The sequence below is a fragment of the Clostridioides sp. GD02404 genome (assembly GCF_045898275.1).
Lineage (GTDB): Bacteria > Bacillota > Clostridia > Peptostreptococcales > Peptostreptococcaceae > Clostridioides > Clostridioides difficile_A.
In genome coordinates, this window is sequence record NZ_JBJOCA010000008.1 from 117674 (window position 1) to 134232 (window position 16559).

12 protein-coding genes and 1 riboswitch are annotated in these 16559 nt (G+C 29.2%); all 12 genes read right to left on the minus strand.

Annotation, left to right across the window (positions count from 1 at the left end):
- Window positions 1-18: 18 nt before the first annotated feature.
- Window positions 19-1032 carry a 3-deoxy-7-phosphoheptulonate synthase gene (gene aroF, locus Q3287_RS07125; protein ID WP_054270312.1) on the minus strand — a complete coding sequence of 338 codons (1014 nt, stop codon included), beginning with the start codon at window positions 1030-1032 and terminating at the stop codon, window positions 19-21.
- 461 nt (window positions 1033-1493) lie between these two features.
- Window positions 1494-2450 (minus strand): CorA family divalent cation transporter, encoded by a 957-nt coding sequence (locus Q3287_RS07130; RefSeq protein WP_407963773.1) that lies wholly within the window; start codon window positions 2448-2450, stop codon window positions 1494-1496.
- Between the two features lie 354 nt (window positions 2451-2804).
- Window positions 2805-3503, minus strand: a complete 699-nt coding sequence (locus Q3287_RS07135; protein ID WP_054270309.1) for a response regulator — start codon at window positions 3501-3503, stop codon at window positions 2805-2807.
- A gap of 34 nt (window positions 3504-3537) precedes the next feature.
- On the minus strand, window positions 3538-6240 hold the full coding sequence (locus tag Q3287_RS07140; RefSeq protein WP_407963774.1) for an ATP-binding protein: 2703 nt from the start codon (window positions 6238-6240) through the stop codon (window positions 3538-3540).
- Between the two features lie 444 nt (window positions 6241-6684).
- Window positions 6685-8502 carry an ATP-dependent zinc metalloprotease FtsH gene (gene ftsH, locus Q3287_RS07145; RefSeq protein ID WP_054276701.1) on the minus strand — a complete coding sequence of 606 codons (1818 nt, stop codon included), beginning with the start codon at window positions 8500-8502 and terminating at the stop codon, window positions 6685-6687.
- A gap of 31 nt (window positions 8503-8533) precedes the next feature.
- Window positions 8534-8977: a MarR family winged helix-turn-helix transcriptional regulator gene (locus Q3287_RS07150; RefSeq protein ID WP_054270302.1), complete on the minus strand. Its 444-nt coding sequence runs from the start codon at window positions 8975-8977 to the stop codon at window positions 8534-8536.
- A 320-nt stretch (window positions 8978-9297) separates the two neighbouring features.
- Entirely contained in the window at window positions 9298-9930 is a 633-nt protein-coding gene (locus tag Q3287_RS07155; protein ID WP_054276700.1) for a TetR/AcrR family transcriptional regulator, read from the minus strand.
- 170 nt (window positions 9931-10100) lie between these two features.
- Window positions 10101-10991: a homoserine O-succinyltransferase gene (locus Q3287_RS07160; protein WP_054276699.1), complete on the minus strand. Its 891-nt coding sequence runs from the start codon at window positions 10989-10991 to the stop codon at window positions 10101-10103.
- Between the two features lie 29 nt (window positions 10992-11020).
- Window positions 11021-12286 carry an O-acetylhomoserine aminocarboxypropyltransferase/cysteine synthase family protein gene (locus tag Q3287_RS07165; RefSeq protein WP_054276698.1) on the minus strand — a complete coding sequence of 422 codons (1266 nt, stop codon included), beginning with the start codon at window positions 12284-12286 and terminating at the stop codon, window positions 11021-11023.
- Between the two features lie 109 nt (window positions 12287-12395).
- A riboswitch (SAM riboswitch) is annotated at window positions 12396-12498 on the minus strand.
- Between the two features lie 53 nt (window positions 12499-12551).
- Entirely contained in the window at window positions 12552-15209 is a 2658-nt protein-coding gene (locus Q3287_RS07170; protein WP_054270298.1) for a cation-translocating P-type ATPase, read from the minus strand.
- A 125-nt stretch (window positions 15210-15334) separates the two neighbouring features.
- On the minus strand, window positions 15335-16078 hold the full coding sequence (gene yaaA / locus Q3287_RS07175) for a peroxide stress protein YaaA (protein WP_407963775.1): 744 nt from the start codon (window positions 16076-16078) through the stop codon (window positions 15335-15337).
- A gap of 9 nt (window positions 16079-16087) precedes the next feature.
- A complete protein-coding gene (bcp, locus tag Q3287_RS07180; protein ID WP_021384605.1) occupies window positions 16088-16552 on the minus strand; it encodes a thioredoxin-dependent thiol peroxidase in 465 nt (154 codons plus the stop codon).
- Window positions 16553-16559 lie beyond the last annotated feature (7 nt).

The window sequence follows — 16559 nt, forward strand, 5'->3', positions numbered from 1 at the left end:
TAACCATCCTTTTATAGATTATATTTCTCTTCCAACTGCTAATGCGACAGTCTTTAATTCACTTATTAATTCATCATATTCATTTGGTCTAATTGATTGTTTGCCATCACAAAGTGCATGGGCTGGGTCATTATGGACTTCTATTATAAGCCCATCTGCTCCAACTGCAATTGCTGCTTTAGATAGAGAGTCTACCATCCATGATTTTCCTGCTGCATGACTTGGGTCAACTATTACTGGTAAATGACTAAGCTTCTTTACAGCTAAAATTGCACTTAAATCCAAAGTATTTCTAGTATATGTTTCGAAAGTTCTTATACCTCTTTCACAAAGTACTACATTTTCATTTCCTCCAGCCATTATATACTCAGCTGACATTAACCACTCTTCAATTGTAGCAGATAATCCTCTTTTTAAAAGTATTGTTTTATGTGTTTTTCCTAATTCTTTTAATAAATCGAAGTTTTGCATGTTTCTAGCTCCAACTTGAATTACATCTACATTTTCTTCAAATATATCTATATCTTGTGTTGACATTATTTCTGTAACTATAGGAAGCCCTGTTTTTTCTTTTGCTTTCTTTAATAAATCTAATCCATCGTATCTTAATCCCTGGAAAGCGTATGGTGATGTTCTTGGTTTGAATGCTCCTCCTCTTAAGAACCCTGCTCCTGATTTTTTTACATCTTCAGCGATAGATACTATTTGTTCTTCTGTTTCAACAGAACAAGGACCAGCTATCATAGCAATTTTTTTTGAACCAATTTCCATCCCATTAACATTTATTATAGAAGGTTCTGGGTGAAACTTTCTGTTCGCCTTTTTAAAAGGCTCTACTACATGCATAACTTTTTCAACTATTTTATTTGCCTCTATTCTTTTAGCATCTATTTTACTAGTGTCTCCAACTAAACCTAAAACAGTTAGTTCTGTCCCATCTATAGGATTAACTTCTACTCCTTCTCTTCCAATAGCTTCTATCAACTTCTTAACTTCACTTTTATCTGCTCCCATTTTTAATACTACTATCATTTTTACTACCTCCCAATATTATAGTTTTATATTTAAAATAAAAAAGAGAACTCACTAATGAGTTCTCTAAAATAATCTATTAAGCATTAAATCTTATATAAATATACAAAACAACAATTTTTATAAAATTTACTTATGCTCAAAATCATTAAAACAAGGCCTCACCAGAAAGGAACTACATGTATTTTTGTAAAAGAAATAGCCAGCGCTAAAATAAAAGCCCCAGAACATAAAGTAATAAAAGCTATAAAGTTTTGCTGTTAGTTCTTTTAATATTCCTTTCATAGTATTCTCCTCCATTTTTATAATTTATTATTCTTCTTGTTTAATAATTATAGCAAAGAAAATATAATTGTCAATATTTTCTATAAATATTTTTAATTTAAAATATTTTTTCATTTTCTTAAATTAGTTTCTTAATTGTTGCATTTTTACAAAATCATTTAAAAATCATCTGCTCTTTACAATAGTTTTTTTATTTTAAATATTACAATTCCAACAAAAATTATACATAACATAAAGAGTAAAGTTGCTGGATATCCATAGACCCAATTTAATTCTGGCATGTATCTAAAGTTCATTCCATATATACCAGTTATAATTGTAAGTGGTGCAGATATAGCTGTTAGTAAAGTTAATTTTGTAATTAGATGGTTTGTTCTTTCACCTACTCTAGAAGAGTATATATCTAATAGTTTATCAGCTAATTCTCGTGTTGATAATGCAAAATTATATAATTTATCAATTCCAAAATCTATACCTTGAAAATTTTCAAGATTATATTTTTTTACATTGGAATACTTCAAATACCTTATATTTTCTTTTACTATTCTGTCACCAATATATAAAAGAGGTCTCGTATTCTTAACTATAGTCCTTGTTAGACACCTTACATCACTTATTCTAGATACATGATTTTTATGAATATTATCCATCATCTCATCTTCTATTTGAAGAATTAATTCTTCAACTTTTTCCAAGGACTCAAAACCATTTTTTATAACCTCTCTAAAAATTAAATAGTTTATTTTAAATAGGTTTATAACTGGGTTTTTTTCAAGTTGAGAATTTTTAAAAATAATACTTTTTACAAATTCAAATAAAAAATGTTCCTCATTTACTACAACTAATATAAAATTATCTGATAAATACATATTTACTTCTTCTATAACAGCCTCTCCATCTCTTAATTCAAATGTATTTAAACTCAAAAAATCGTAATTATCAAATAAATCAAGTTTCGTTATTTCATCAAACTTAAGACAATCATTAAAAGTTATCTCATCTATATCCAAGATTTCTTTGAGCAATTTTAAATTTTTTGGAGCACTTAATATAAGATAAGAATTTTCTGCTGTATAAAATTTTTCACTAAAATCTTCAATAATTTCTCTTGTATTTAAATTCAGTATATACATACATCTACTCCTAAACTTCAATTTACATTTCAAAAATTTTCTATAATGATTATTGTAATTATTTTACACTATTTTAATAATTATTATTTAATATTTATGTTAAATTTATTATAAGACAAGGGTTAAATATTTTTATTGTTTAATTAAAATCTTTACCACAAATTATACCATGTATTTATTTTAAATCATATTTCGTATTATTAATACTAAAAAATTATTGATACTTAAAAAATAAAAAATAAAATGCATATACTAAACTAACAATAGCATATACACTTCATTCTTATTTTTAACTAAATTATATAATTATAATATACATTAAATATTCAATCTGATAATTAATATACATAACATCTATTCATCATTTAATCTATATCCTACACCAACCTCTGTAATTATATACCTTGGGTCAGCAGGTTGCTTTTCTATTTTTCTCCTTAATGTTGCCATAAAAACCCTTAAAGACTTAGTTTCATTTCCAATAATACTACCCCATATCTCTTTTATTATAAAATTATGAGTAAGTACTTTTCCATGATGTTTTGCAAGTAATGAAAGAATATTATATTCAATAGGTGTCAAATGGACTTCATTATCATCAACTATAACTCTTCTTTTATCAAAATCAATCAATAATTTATCTACTTCAAAAGTAGATTTAACTTCTTCTTTTTGTTGTAACTCCATCTGTGAATGTCTAAGTGCTACTCTAACTCTAGCCAATAATTCTACTATCGAAAATGGTTTTGTTAAATAATCATCCGCTCCTGCATCAAATACTTCTACCTTTTCTCTATCTTGTTCTCTTGCGGAAACTACAATTATTGGTATCTTTGAAAATTGTCTAATAGCTTTTATTACCTCTATTCCATCCATATCTTCTAACCCTAAATCCAAAAGAACGACATCTGGAGAATATGAAACAGCAATCGATATTCCTTCTTTACCAGTTATAGCTTCCTTGACATCGTAATCTTGTGTCAAAAGCGCAGTAGATATAAATTTTCTTATTGTCTTATCATCCTCTACTAATAATATAAGTTTTTTACTCATTTCTTCCTCCAAAAATAAATTTCAAAATTTGACATTATTCATTTTCCTTAGGCAAACTAAATTTAAAAGTTGAACCTTTATCTCTATTATTTTCTACCATAATTTCACCTTTATGAGCTTGAATTATTGATTTACAAATTGATAATCCAAGTCCAACACCTTTTCTAGAATCCTTAGAACCTTCTTCTCCTGTAAAAAATCTATCAAAAACATGCTTTTTCAATTCTTTTGATATACCAGGACCATTGTCAGATACTTCAAACCAAACATAATCTTCTTCTTCATATACATTTATATTTATCTTACAATCTTCTTTTGAATATTTTAAAGAGTTATCTATCAAATTAATTAAAACTTGCTCTACCAATTTTGCATCCATAGGAACAAATAGTATTTGTTCTGGTATATTAATATCTATAATTGCATTCTCAATTCTTTTTTTAATTTTTTGCAATGCTTCTGAGATAACCTCTTCAACAAGTTCAGAATGTTTTTTAACTTCTAATTTTCCTTCATCTATTTTAGTCATGCTAAGTAAATTTTCAACAAGTCTTATTAACCATTGAGTATCTTCATATACACCACTAAGTAATTCATCTATTATATCTTGACCTATAGTACCTTTATTTTTTATAATCGTACTTACTGCTCCAGATATTCCTGCTAATGGAGTTCTAAGGTCATGGGAAACTGCTCTTAGAAGATTACTTCTTAATCTTTCTCTCTCTATTTCAAGATTGGTATTTTCTTTTGCTTCTGATAGAATTTCTCTGTCAAGAGCTATTGCCATTTGAGCTATTATTGTTTCAATTAAATTTATGTCTTCTGCATCTAATTTCGAATCAATACATGATATCCCAACAACCCCTAAAGTTAAATTCATACCTACTATTGGTATATAATACCCCTTTGAACCTGGAAGTGTATCTGTATCACTACCTGCCACTGTTGAATTGGATAAAACCCAACTTGCAACAGCTTTTTCATCGTCACTATCTAAATTATTTTTATCTTTGTTAGAAGCATTTTTTTTATATAACTTTGATTTTTTATGCTTATCTACACTTAAATAACAAACTACATCTCTACTCAAACTAAGAGATAAAAGCTCTATCCCCTTATTTACTATATCATCTTTATTTGATAACCTCAAAAATCCCTTTATTATTTGGTATATCATTTTTGTATTTTCTTCTCTTTTAGCAGCTGTTTCTGCTTCATGTTGTACCTTAGATGTAAGTGTACTAGTTATTATACCAACTATCGAAAATACAACTAATGTAACTATATAGTTTGAATCAGCTATTGATAATGTATATATTGGTGCTGTAAAAAAATAATTTAGCAGGATTATATTTAACACAGAACTCACTATACCTGTGCTATATCCTTTAGTCCACATTGAAACTAAAACTACTCCTAACATATATATTAGCAGTATATTTTCTCTTATAAATCCAAGACTTTGTACTACATATGCTAAGATACTTATCATTAAAGTAACAATCATAAGTTTGATAAAATCGACCTTACTAATTTTAAATTTTGATTTTATTGATAGTTTATCTTTTTTAGGTTTATATTTAACTTCTGAAGCAAATTTATAAGGTATTATATGTATATCTATATAATCCACTTCGTCTATTAATTTGTCAACTATATCTTTTTTAAATTTCTTATTAAGTTTTTTATTATTTGAATGATTTCTACCTATTACAATTTTTGTTACGTTTCTAAGCTTTGCAATCCTAAGTATCTGTTCAATTACATCTTCACCATGTAAAACAATTATTTCACCACCTAATTTCTTGGCAAGTTTTAAATTGTTTTGTAATTGTTTTTGCTCTTGTAAAGGTAATCTTGCTGTATTTGGAGTTTCAACATATAAAGCTATCCATTTTGCAAATGTACTGTCTGATATTCTAGATGCAGTTCTAATGACTTTTGCAGAGGATGGAGAGGGGCTTATACATGCAAGCAGTGTATCTGATGTAGGTATTACGCTTACATCACCTTTTGATAATCTAGTCATTTGTACTTCTTTATTTACTCGTTCTGCCGTCTTTCTAAGGGCAATCTCTCTAAGGGCAACTAAATTATCTTTTATAAAAAAATTGTCTTTTGCTCTAATTGCTTGTTCTTTCTTATATATTTTACCTTCACTGAATCTTTCAAGAAGTACATCAGGTTCAACATCAATAAGTTCCAATTGTGTATTAGTATCTAAAAACTTATCTGGTATAGTTTCTTTAACTGATACATTTGTAATTATTTCAACAATGTCATTTAGACTTTCTAAGTGTTGAACATTTACAGTGGTATATACATTTATACCTGCTAACAATAATTCTTCTATATCTTGCCACCTTTTTGTATGTCTTAGCCCAGTGACATTAGAATGTGCAAACTCATCTACCAATATAACATCTGGCTTTCTTGCCAAAGCAGCATCTAAATCAAATTCTTTTAGTTTTATAGATTTATATTCTATCTCCTTTACAGGAAGAATTTCTAATCCCTCAAGTAAAGCTAATGTCTCTGGTCTTGTGTGTGGTTCAATATATCCAACTACTACATCTACACCTACTTTTTTCAAATTTTGTGCAGATTCCAACATAGAATAAGTCTTCCCTACTCCTGCTGCATAACCAAAAAATATTTTTAATTGACCTCTACTCAATTTATTTTCTTCATTTTTAATTTTTTCTAACAGTATATCAGGGTTTGGTCTGTCCATTAAACAACCTCCTTACACCTTTCATTATTATTATATTATCAATTTTGGTATAAAATTGTAGTTAAAATGTATTTTTAATGATTAAGATTATGTAAAGATTTAAATTTAATATAAAAAAATCATCATAAGAACCTGTTAGTGTTCCACCTATATAATCACTCCAACACTTATTAGTAATATATTTAATTGACAATCTATTTTTTTCGAATAAGCCAATCATATAATACTCTTTTTCACTGTCATAATAAGCTTAAAAAACTCTACCAGTGTACCAAGAACAGGCTGTATATGAACAAATATACATATGATAGCTATAAGAGCGATGTCAGTTATCCATCCATACCAATAAATTTGAATATTAAAAAGTGGTATAACATTTATAAATGCTATACCACTTTTTAGTAAATCTAAAAGGATTTTATCCTAAATCATTAAATAATTATTTTATTGTAAATTAAGTATTTCCATAAACTCATCACCTGTAATAGTTTCTTTTTCTAATAAATATTCAGCAAGTTCATGAAGTTTTTCAATATTGTTTTCTAAAATTTCAGTTGCATTTTTATGGCAAGTTTTTATTATTCTAAATACTTCTTCATCAATTTTGGCAGCAGTGTCTGAAGAACAAGCAAGAGAAGTATCTCCTCCTAGATATTGATTACTTATTGTCTCTAGAGCAACCATATCAAACTCTTCACTCATACCAAGACGAGTAACCATAGCTCTTGCAATTTTTGTAGCTTGCTCTATATCATTTGAGGCTCCTGATGTACAAGTATTAAAAATAACCTCTTCAGCAGCACGACCTCCTGTAAATGTAGTTATTTTATCAATTGCTTCTTCTTTAGACATAAGTACACTCTCATCTTCTGCAACTTGCATAGTATAACCCAATGCACCTGAAGTTCTAGGTATTATAGTAATCTTATGGACAGGAGCAGAATGTTTTTGCATAGCAGCAACAAGTGCATGACCTATTTCATGATAAGCTATAATTTTCTTTTCCTTATCTGAAATTACAGCTCCTTTACGTTGATATCCAGCAATTACAGTTTCGACAGATTCATCAAAATCCTGTTGTTCTACTATATCTCTGCCCGATTTAACAGCTAAAAGTGCTGCTTCATTAACAATATTTGCAAGTTCTGCACCTGAAGCACCTGATGTAGACCTCGCAACTGCATTATAATCTATATCTGAGCTTACATTTACATTTTGAGCATGCACCTTTAATATAGCTTCACGTCCTCCAAGGTCTGGAAGTTCAACTGGTATACGTCTATCAAATCTTCCTGGACGAAGTAATGCTTTATCAAGACTATCAGGTCTATTTGTAGCAGCAAGTATTACTACACCTATTCCACCATCAAAACCATCCATCTCACTTAACAACTGATTCAAAGTTTGTTCACGTTCATCATTTCCACCTAATCCACTTCCATTATCACGCTTTTTCCCAATAGTATCAATCTCATCTATAAAGACTATACATGGAGCTTTTTCTTTTGCTTGTTTAAATAAATCACGAATTCTAGATGCTCCCATTCCTACAAACATCTCAACAAATTCAGAACCAGATATTGAGAAAAATGGAACATTTGCTTCTCCTGCTACAGCTTTTGCAAGAAGTGTTTTTCCTGTACCTGGAGGCCCTACTAAAAGCGCACCTTTAGGCATTTGTGCTCCTATCTTCTTGTATTTTTCTGGATTGTGTAAGAAATCTACTATCTCACTTAAAGCTTCTTTTGCCTCATCTTGACCAGCAACATCATTAAATCTTTTTCCACTTTGAGCAGATACATACATTTTGGCATTGCTCTTTCCAAACTGCATACTGTTGCCACCCATTCGCTTTTGCATTGATTTCATCATTAAATTACCAAATAGCATAAGAATACCTATAGGTATTATCCATGTAAGTAAAATACTTAAAAGTGGTGAGTTTTCCTTAGGAATAACCTTATTAAACTCTACTTTCGCATTTTTCAATCTATCTACCAATTCTGGGTCATCCATTCTACCAGTTATGTATATATTCTTATCCTTACTACTAGATGGACTTATTGCTATTCTATTATTTTCTATCTCAACAGATTTTACTTTTCCTGTATCCAACATTGTAAGAAACTTCCCATAGTCAATCTCAACCATTTTTTTATCCATTAGACTTGGAAATATTAAAGCATTTAAAAACATTACTACTATTATTATTATTGTATAATAATAGAGACCAGACCTTTTCTGTGGTTTATGTTCATCCATAATTTTATTCTCCTTTAAATTATTTTTTATGTTATTTGCAATCAATGTAAGTTAAAAGCTTATTTAACTTCTCTAAACCTTCTATTATATCTTCCATATCTTGCAATTTTTCACTAGTCATATTTTCAAAATAATCATCAAAGATACTGCTTGAAATACTCTCCTGTATATCTAGTGATTTATTTGTAAGCCTTACTTTTACAATTCTTTGGTCTTCCATATCTCTTATACGATTTAAAAAACCATTCTTTTCAAGTCTCTGACATATTACTGATACATTACTGTTTGTCATATTTAAATTTTTTCCTAAATCACTTATTTTTTTCTCTCCATGTTCACATAGTTCTGATAGAATCAAGGCTTGCACTGCTGTAATACCAAGTGGTTGATAAAATTGGCTCAATAAAGTTGCAAATTTAATATTTATATCTCTAGTCAATTCCAATAACTCTTTCTTAAAACTTATCTCATCCATACAAACTCTCCCTACAAAAATGCTTTATTTTACTGAATATTAACCTTAGACTTAAGCGTATCTCACTAATAAATACTTAATACTATAATATTTAATGTATTAAATATTATAGTATTAAGTATTTATTGTCAATTACAATATTGTAACTTCAGTTATAAATATCATTTCTTATTGATATCTAATTTTATATAATATATTTTTAATGAAAAATCGATGTATATATTTTACACCGATTTCTCACTTTTTAATCCCATTACAACTAATTATCTCAAATATAGTATGACTAAAAATCAAAATATAATAATAAATAGTGCAAAAACTTAATTCTTTATTATCATATCATGTACAAAATCAAAACTACCTTTATCTGCACCTAAGGTTGTTTCCATAATATAAACAAAAGCCTCTGTTTTTTGTAACATTTCATCTTTATTCCAATTGAACATTGATTCATCAAATATACACTCAGAAGAAGCAATCAAAAACTCTATCGTTTCTTTTGGATACTTTGTATTGAATACTCCTTCTCTTACTCCTTGTTCTACTACCTCTGCTAAGATTGGTGTAAAGTTTAGAATAGTTTTAACTATTGTCTTTTGATGCATTTCTGCATTGTTTGGTAAATGGAATTGTTCAATTACTTTTTCTTTATTATTTCCAACACTAGGTCTTTGAGACATCAATATCTGAAAGAATTTTTCAAGCACTGGAATTTCTGGATTTAAAGCAATTTTTTTTGCCACATTTATATCATTATCTATAATTCTAGTTATAATTGCATCCATTACTTCTTCTTTGGATTTAAAGTAGTAATAAAAAGTACCCTTTGCAATTCCAATTTCATTTAAAATATCATTTATAGTAGTTTTCGAATACCCTTTAGTACAAAAAAGCATTTCAGCTGTATCTAATATTTCAGCTTTACGTTCTTCAGGGTCTTTTACAATTCTCATATGTTTTCTCCTTTCAATAGACCGTCAGTCGGTTTAGTTTTATTATATAAAACTACTATTATAATGTCAAATTTTTTAAAAAATAATAAGGTATAAAGAATCATTAAGACTATCTCTATACCTATCATTTTCTATATCTTATTTAATTATTTTTATATAGCATCTCAAATTTATTGTAGTAGATAGTTTTTTATCCAATTTCTAAACAATAACTCAGAATGTTTTTTCCATTTGACAGTTGGCTCTTGTGAAGGGTCATTATTCGTATAATAGTTTTGAGGTATTGATATTTCATCTCCCTTGTCTATATCCCTCTTATATTCCTTATCAAGAGTGTACTTATCATATTCACCATGCCCCATTACAAATACATCTCTTGAGTTTGTAATTATATAAGGACCAGCTTCTTTAGAATGGCTTACAATACTCAATTCTTTATTATTTCTTAGAGCTTCAGTATTTATAGTAGTGTGTCTTGAATGTGGAGCAAAAAATTCTTTTTCAAATCCATCTACTATTTTACTATTTTTATCTACTTTATGCTTAAATACTCCAAAACATTTTTGACTTAATGGAAGTTTTTTTACATTGTAGTATTTGTAAAGACTTGCTTGAGCTGCCCAACATATATATAATGTAGATTTAGTTTTTCTTTTAGAATAATCCATAATTTCTTCTAGTTCATTCCAATAATCAACTTCTTCAAACTCCATTTGTTCAACTGGAGCTCCTGTTATTATAAAACCATCAAAGTGTTCTTCTTTGGCTTCATCAAATGTTTTATAAAAATCCTTAACATACTCATTGCATACTCTCTTACTTTCTCTTGTTGAGATTTTAATAAATTCCACAGATACATTAAATCCTGTTTTATCTATTCTTCTAAGTAAATCTAATTCTGTATCCATCTTTATAGGCATTAGATTCAATATAGCTATCTTTGTATCTATATTCTCTTCATATTTTAATTCTTTATTAAAATCTTCTTTGTAAATTACATCTATTCCTTCATCCAATAATTTATTAATAACAGGTAATCCTTTTGGTAGTATTAAAGCCATATCTTTTCACTTCTCTTTCTCTTAGACTATTAGAAATTTAAAGCTTGATTTAAATCAGCTATTAAATCCTCTACATTTTCTATTCCAACGGACAATCTTATTAGTGAAGGTAATACTCCAGATGCAATTAATTGTTCTTCTGTTAACTGTCTATGAGTAGTTGAAGCTGGATGTATAACACATGTTCTTACATCTGAAACATGTGTAACTAAAGATGCTATCTGTAATTTTTCCACAAATTTTTTGGCATTTTCTAATCCACCTCTTACTCCAAATGATAAAACTCCACTACATCCTTTTGATAGATACTTTTTGGCATTCTCATAATACTTGTTATCTTCAAGTCCTGGATAGTTAATCCAATCTACATTTTCGTGTTTTTCTAAAAACTTAGCTATTTTAAGTGCATTTTCACTGTGTCTCTCCATTCTAAGGTGAAGTGTTTCAACATTTAAATTAGTAAGATATGCATTAAATGGGCTTAAACAATTTCCATAATCTCTAAGTAGTTGAACTCGCGCCTTAGTTGCATATGCAGCATTTCCAAATTTTTGAGTATAGCTTATTCCATGATATGTTGGGTCTGGTTCAACTAACTCTGGAAACTTTCCATTATCCCAATTGAAGTTTCCACCATCTACTATAATCCCTCCAACACTTGAAGCATGCCCATCTAAATACTTTGTAGTAGAATGAGTAACTATGTTTGCCCCATATTTTAGAGGATTGCAAAGCACTGGAGATGCTAGTGAATTATCAACTATAAATGGAACATTAACTCTCTTAGCCACATTTGCTATTTTTTCAAAATCTATAACTTCAAGAGTTGGATTCGCAAGTGTTTCTGCAAACACAACTTTAGTATTTTCATTTGCAAGTTTTACTATTTCATCTTCACTTGAATCTAAATCAAATGATATTAAATCTATTCCAAATTTTTTAAGACTAGGTCCCAATAAATTGAATGTCCCTCCATATACTTTTGAAGAACAAAGTATACTATCTCCTGATTTACATACATTTAAAACAGCTAACATATTTGCGGATTGACCTGATGATACAGCCACAGAAGATACTCCCCCTTCTAACAAACTTATTTTTTCTTCAAAGGCTTGAACAGTTGGATTACTTATTCTTGAATACATATGTCCATCAACTTTCAAATCAAATAGGTCAGCAAGTTGGTCTATACTACTATATTTAAAAGTTGTACTTTGATATAAAGGTAAGACTCTTGGTTCTCCATTTCCTGGTTTATAATTTCCTTGCACACATATTGTTTCTTTGTTATACATTTTTGTATCCCCCTTATATTTTAGTAAAAAAAATTAAACTATTTACCAGATGAGATTTAAAATAAATAAAGCCTGAGTATATAACTCAGGCTCTGTATAAGCTTAATTATACTCATCTCTCAGCTTTCGCCGCAGGATTTAGCACCAATGTATATAAATATACTGGTTGCCGGGTTTCATAGGGCCAGTCCCTCCACCTCTCTGGATAAGATTTATTTAATTTTTCTATGTTTTATATCTTATATATTTTTCCTAATTTTGTCAACTATTTTTTTGAAATTTTTCTTTTAATAACTTTTCCGACTTCTACTTGAACTACAGACATTGTAGCTAGAATGATTGTTATGAGCCATTCTGAACCATTTAAAATAGTTAAACTGAATGCATTTCTAAAGACAGGTACAAATAGTATTACTGCTATTAATAATGCAGAAGTTAAAAATGAAATTAAAAGAAATGGATTCTTACCATTATTTTTATTAAACATGGAATCTGTATTTGAACGCTGACTAAATGCTCTTAACATTTGTGAAAATGCTAATACACAAAATGCCATTGTTTGACCTACAGCATGATTTTCTATATTAAGACCAATTTTATATGCTAAAATAGTCATTATTGCCACAAATATACCTTGAGTAACTACTCTTTGTATAAGATTTTTTTCAAATAAGGTTGTTGATTTCACTGGCTGATGCTTCATTATATTTCTACTTGGTGGGTCAACTCCAAGCGCAAGGGCTGGAAGTGTAGCAGTTGCAAGGTTTACCCACAAAATATGAACTGCAAGAAGTGGAGTGTCCCAATTTAATAATATTGCAACAAACAATGTAAGTATCTCTGCTATATTACCAACAAGTAAGAATTGTATAACTTTCTGTATATTTCTATATACACGTCTACCTTCTTTTATTGCATAAGCAATTGTTGTAAAGCTATCATCCATTAAAATCATATCAGAAGAATCTTTTGCAACGTCTGTACCACTTATCCCCATAGCTATACCAATATCAGCAGATTTTAAAGCAGGAGAATCGTTTACTCCATCTCCAGTCATTGCTGGCACTTCTCCAATTCTTTTTAGAGATTGTATAATTCTAAGTTTATCAAAAGGGGACACACGTGCAAATACTGTAGCATTTTTAACAGCCTCATCTAGCTCATCATCACTTAAATTATCAAGTTCATCACCAGATATAACAGTATTTCCTTCATTCCATATTCCTAATTCATGAGCTATTGTTGTGGCAGTAACTTTATGGTCACCAGTTATCATTATAGTTCTTATACCTGCTTCTTTACAAGTATTTACTGCATCAATTACCTCAGTTCTTGGAGGGTCAATCATACCAACCATACCTATAAATGTCAAATCATATTCTATATTTTCATTATCTTCTTTTGGTATAGATGAAATCTCACGCTTCGCAAAACCAAGTACACGCAATGCATCTTTAGACATAGTAAGACATAATTCGTGTATATTCTTTTTATCCAATTCGGTAATATTTCTTTCGCCTTTTGATGTTAATATTTTAGTACATAAGTCAAGAATTTCATCTACTGCACCTTTAGTATAAGCAGTAATCTTTCCATCTATATTATGAACAGTTGTCATACATTTTCTATCAGAATCAAAAGGCTGTTCAAATACACGTGGATATTCTTCTTCAAGAGCTTCTTGATCTATTCCAAATTTATTAGCCATAAAAATTAATGCACCCTCTGTTGGGTCACCTAATATTTCATCTGTTTTATCTGGATTAATACATGCATCATTACAAAGTGCACCAGCATAAACAATCTCTTTATATACTAGTGGATGTTTTTCAGATGCAGTATCTATTGATGTAACTTTCCCAGATTCAAAATCTCCATTTACAGCAATATGTGTAACAGTCATCTTATTTAAAGTTAATGTACCAGTTTTATCACAACATATTACTGTAGCTCCTCCTAGTGTTTCAACAGCAGGTAATTTTCTAATTAAAGCATTTCTTTTAGCCATACGTTGTACGCCTAAAGCCATTACAATAGTAGCTGTTGCAGGTAATCCCTCTGGAATAATTGATATGGCAAGGGAAATTGCAATCATAAACATTGGCAAGAGAGGTCTCTGATAAAATGCACCTATTGCAAATATAACAACGCATACAATAATACCTATTACACTTAATGTCTTTCCAACAGTATTAAGTTTACGTTTTATAGGAGTATCAAAATCATCTTGTGAATCTAAAAGATGTGCTATGTTACCCACTTCTGTATCCATACCAGTTGCAACTACAACACCTACACCTCTACCATATGTGACGATTGAGGATGTATAAGCCATATTGCTACGGTCTCCTAATACACATTCTTCAGGTAAGATTGTATCTGAGTCTTTTTCTGATGGAACAGATTCTCCCGTTAATGAAGCTTCTTGAATTTTTAAACTTGATGTCTCTATCAAACGAAGGTCTGCTGGAACCATCGCCCCATCTTCTAAAAAAACAATATCTCCTACTACAAGATTGCTTGCTGGAATAACACTTTCTTCACCCTCACGCATAACACGAGCTATAGGTGAATTCATATTTTTTAGTGCTTCTAATGATGATTCTGCTTTTTTCTCTTGAACGATTCCAATAACTGCATTTACTGTTACAATTATTAGTATTACAAAAGCTTCTGTAAATTCTCCAAATATCAAAGATAATATGGCTGCACCTATTAAGATTAAAACCATAGCATCTGTAATTTGACTCCAAAGCATTTGTAAAGTTGTTCTAGGTGGTTTTTTTCTCAGTTCATTTAAACCATTCTCTTTAATCCGTTTTTCCGCCTCGGTATCGGTGAGCCCCTCTTCTGATGAATCTAGACTTTCTAAAATTTCATGTGTTGCTCTTGAATGCCAAGGCATCTGTTTGTGATTTTCCATTTTGGAAGATCACTCCTTTCTTTTTTTGATTTAAGAATAATTATATTTTAAAATTAAGCTCAATTCAATACACAATAAGCATATTTTACCTAAATTTAACAATACTATTTAATATTTAAAACTATCTACTCTTTTACAAATACATATTCACCACTATCAGATAGCTTTTCTTGATACTTATATCCACCTAAATCGAACTTCTTTAGTTCCTCAATATCTCTTACTCTATTTTTTACAATATATTTTACCATCATTCCTCTAGCTTTCTTTGCTTGTGTAGATTCAACTTTCAATTTACCATTTTTACTTACTTTAAAAGTACATGTAATATATGTATCACTATCTTTAATAAATTTTTCTATGGATTTACTGTATTCATTTGATGTCAGATTGACGATAGCCTTTTTTTCTTTAATTAGTTCTTTATATATGCTATTTCCCCAATATTCATATAAATTCTTAAATTCTTGTATCTGTAATTTTGTCTGCATTTCTAATCTATATTCATATATGCTGTCATATGGTTTTATAACTCCATACAATCCACTTATGATTCGAATACAACCATCTGCAAATTCTTCATCTTCCTTTGTAAAACTATGTGCTTCTATGTTTTTATATTGCATTCCATCATAAGTTAAGATTGCAGGACTCCCAAATCTATCAAACTTAATACTCTCAAATCTATTTTTATTTAATGTAGCTAGTTTTTCATTGATTTTCATCTTGTTTTTTAAATCTTCTATACTAAATATTTTTATATTCTCCACTATTTCTTTTGCATTATCTATAAAACAAGGCAAACTTAATTCTCTACCAAATGTTTCTACATGCTTCATATTTTTAGCTGGTGATAACATTATAATCATAAATTTCTATTACTCCTGTTTTTCCAAATATTCAAGAATTTCTTGTGCATTTGTATCTGGCTTTGCTTTTTCAAATACCTTTTCAATAATTCCATTTTCATCTATGATATATGTTGCTCGCACAACTCCCAATGCAGTTTTTCCATACATTTTTTTCTCTTTCCATACATCAAAGGCTTTAATAGCAACTAAATCAGGATCAGAAAGTAAAATAAATGGCAGTTCATGTTTTTCTGCAAATTTTTGATGTGATTTTATACTATCTTTACTTATACCAATAACTTGTACATCATCCTTTTTAAACCCATCATACGCGTTTCTAAAAGCACAAGCTTGGCGTGTGCAACCTGGTGTATTATCTTTAGGATAAAAATATACTACTACTTTTTTTCCTTTAAAATCTGACATACTTACTTTATTTCCATCTTTATCTTCTAATGTAAATTCTGGTGCTTTTGTTCCTATACTCAACATATATATA

Excerpts from the sequence above, each read along its gene's own strand:
- bcp (WP_021384605.1), bottom strand. The coding sequence starts at position 16,552 with ATGTTGAGTATAGGAACAAAAGCACCAGAATTTACATTAGAAGATAAA.
- Q3287_RS07165 (WP_054276698.1), bottom strand. The coding sequence starts at position 12,286 with ATGTATAACAAAGAAACAATATGTGTGCAAGGAAATTATAAACCAGGA.
- Q3287_RS07155 (WP_054276700.1), bottom strand. The coding sequence starts at position 9,930 with ATGAGAATTGTAAAAGACCCTGAAGAACGTAAAGCTGAAATATTAGAT.
- Q3287_RS07130 (WP_407963773.1), bottom strand. The coding sequence starts at position 2,450 with ATGTATATACTGAATTTAAATACAAGAGAAATTATTGAAGATTTTAGT.
- Q3287_RS07140 (WP_407963774.1), bottom strand. The coding sequence starts at position 6,240 with ATGGACAGACCAAACCCTGATATACTGTTAGAAAAAATTAAAAATGAA.
- Q3287_RS07170 (WP_054270298.1), bottom strand. The coding sequence starts at position 15,209 with ATGGAAAATCACAAACAGATGCCTTGGCATTCAAGAGCAACACATGAA.
- aroF (WP_054270312.1), bottom strand. The coding sequence starts at position 1,032 with ATGATAGTAGTATTAAAAATGGGAGCAGATAAAAGTGAAGTTAAGAAG.
- Q3287_RS07135 (WP_054270309.1), bottom strand. The coding sequence starts at position 3,503 with ATGAGTAAAAAACTTATATTATTAGTAGAGGATGATAAGACAATAAGA.
- Q3287_RS07160 (WP_054276699.1), bottom strand. The coding sequence starts at position 10,991 with ATGGCTTTAATACTACCAAAAGGATTACCTGTTATTAATAAATTATTG.
- Q3287_RS07150 (WP_054270302.1), bottom strand. The coding sequence starts at position 8,977 with ATGGATGAGATAAGTTTTAAGAAAGAGTTATTGGAATTGACTAGAGAT.
- ftsH (WP_054276701.1), bottom strand. The coding sequence starts at position 8,502 with ATGGATGAACATAAACCACAGAAAAGGTCTGGTCTCTATTATTATACA.
- yaaA (WP_407963775.1), bottom strand. The coding sequence starts at position 16,078 with ATGATTATAATGTTATCACCAGCTAAAAATATGAAGCATGTAGAAACA.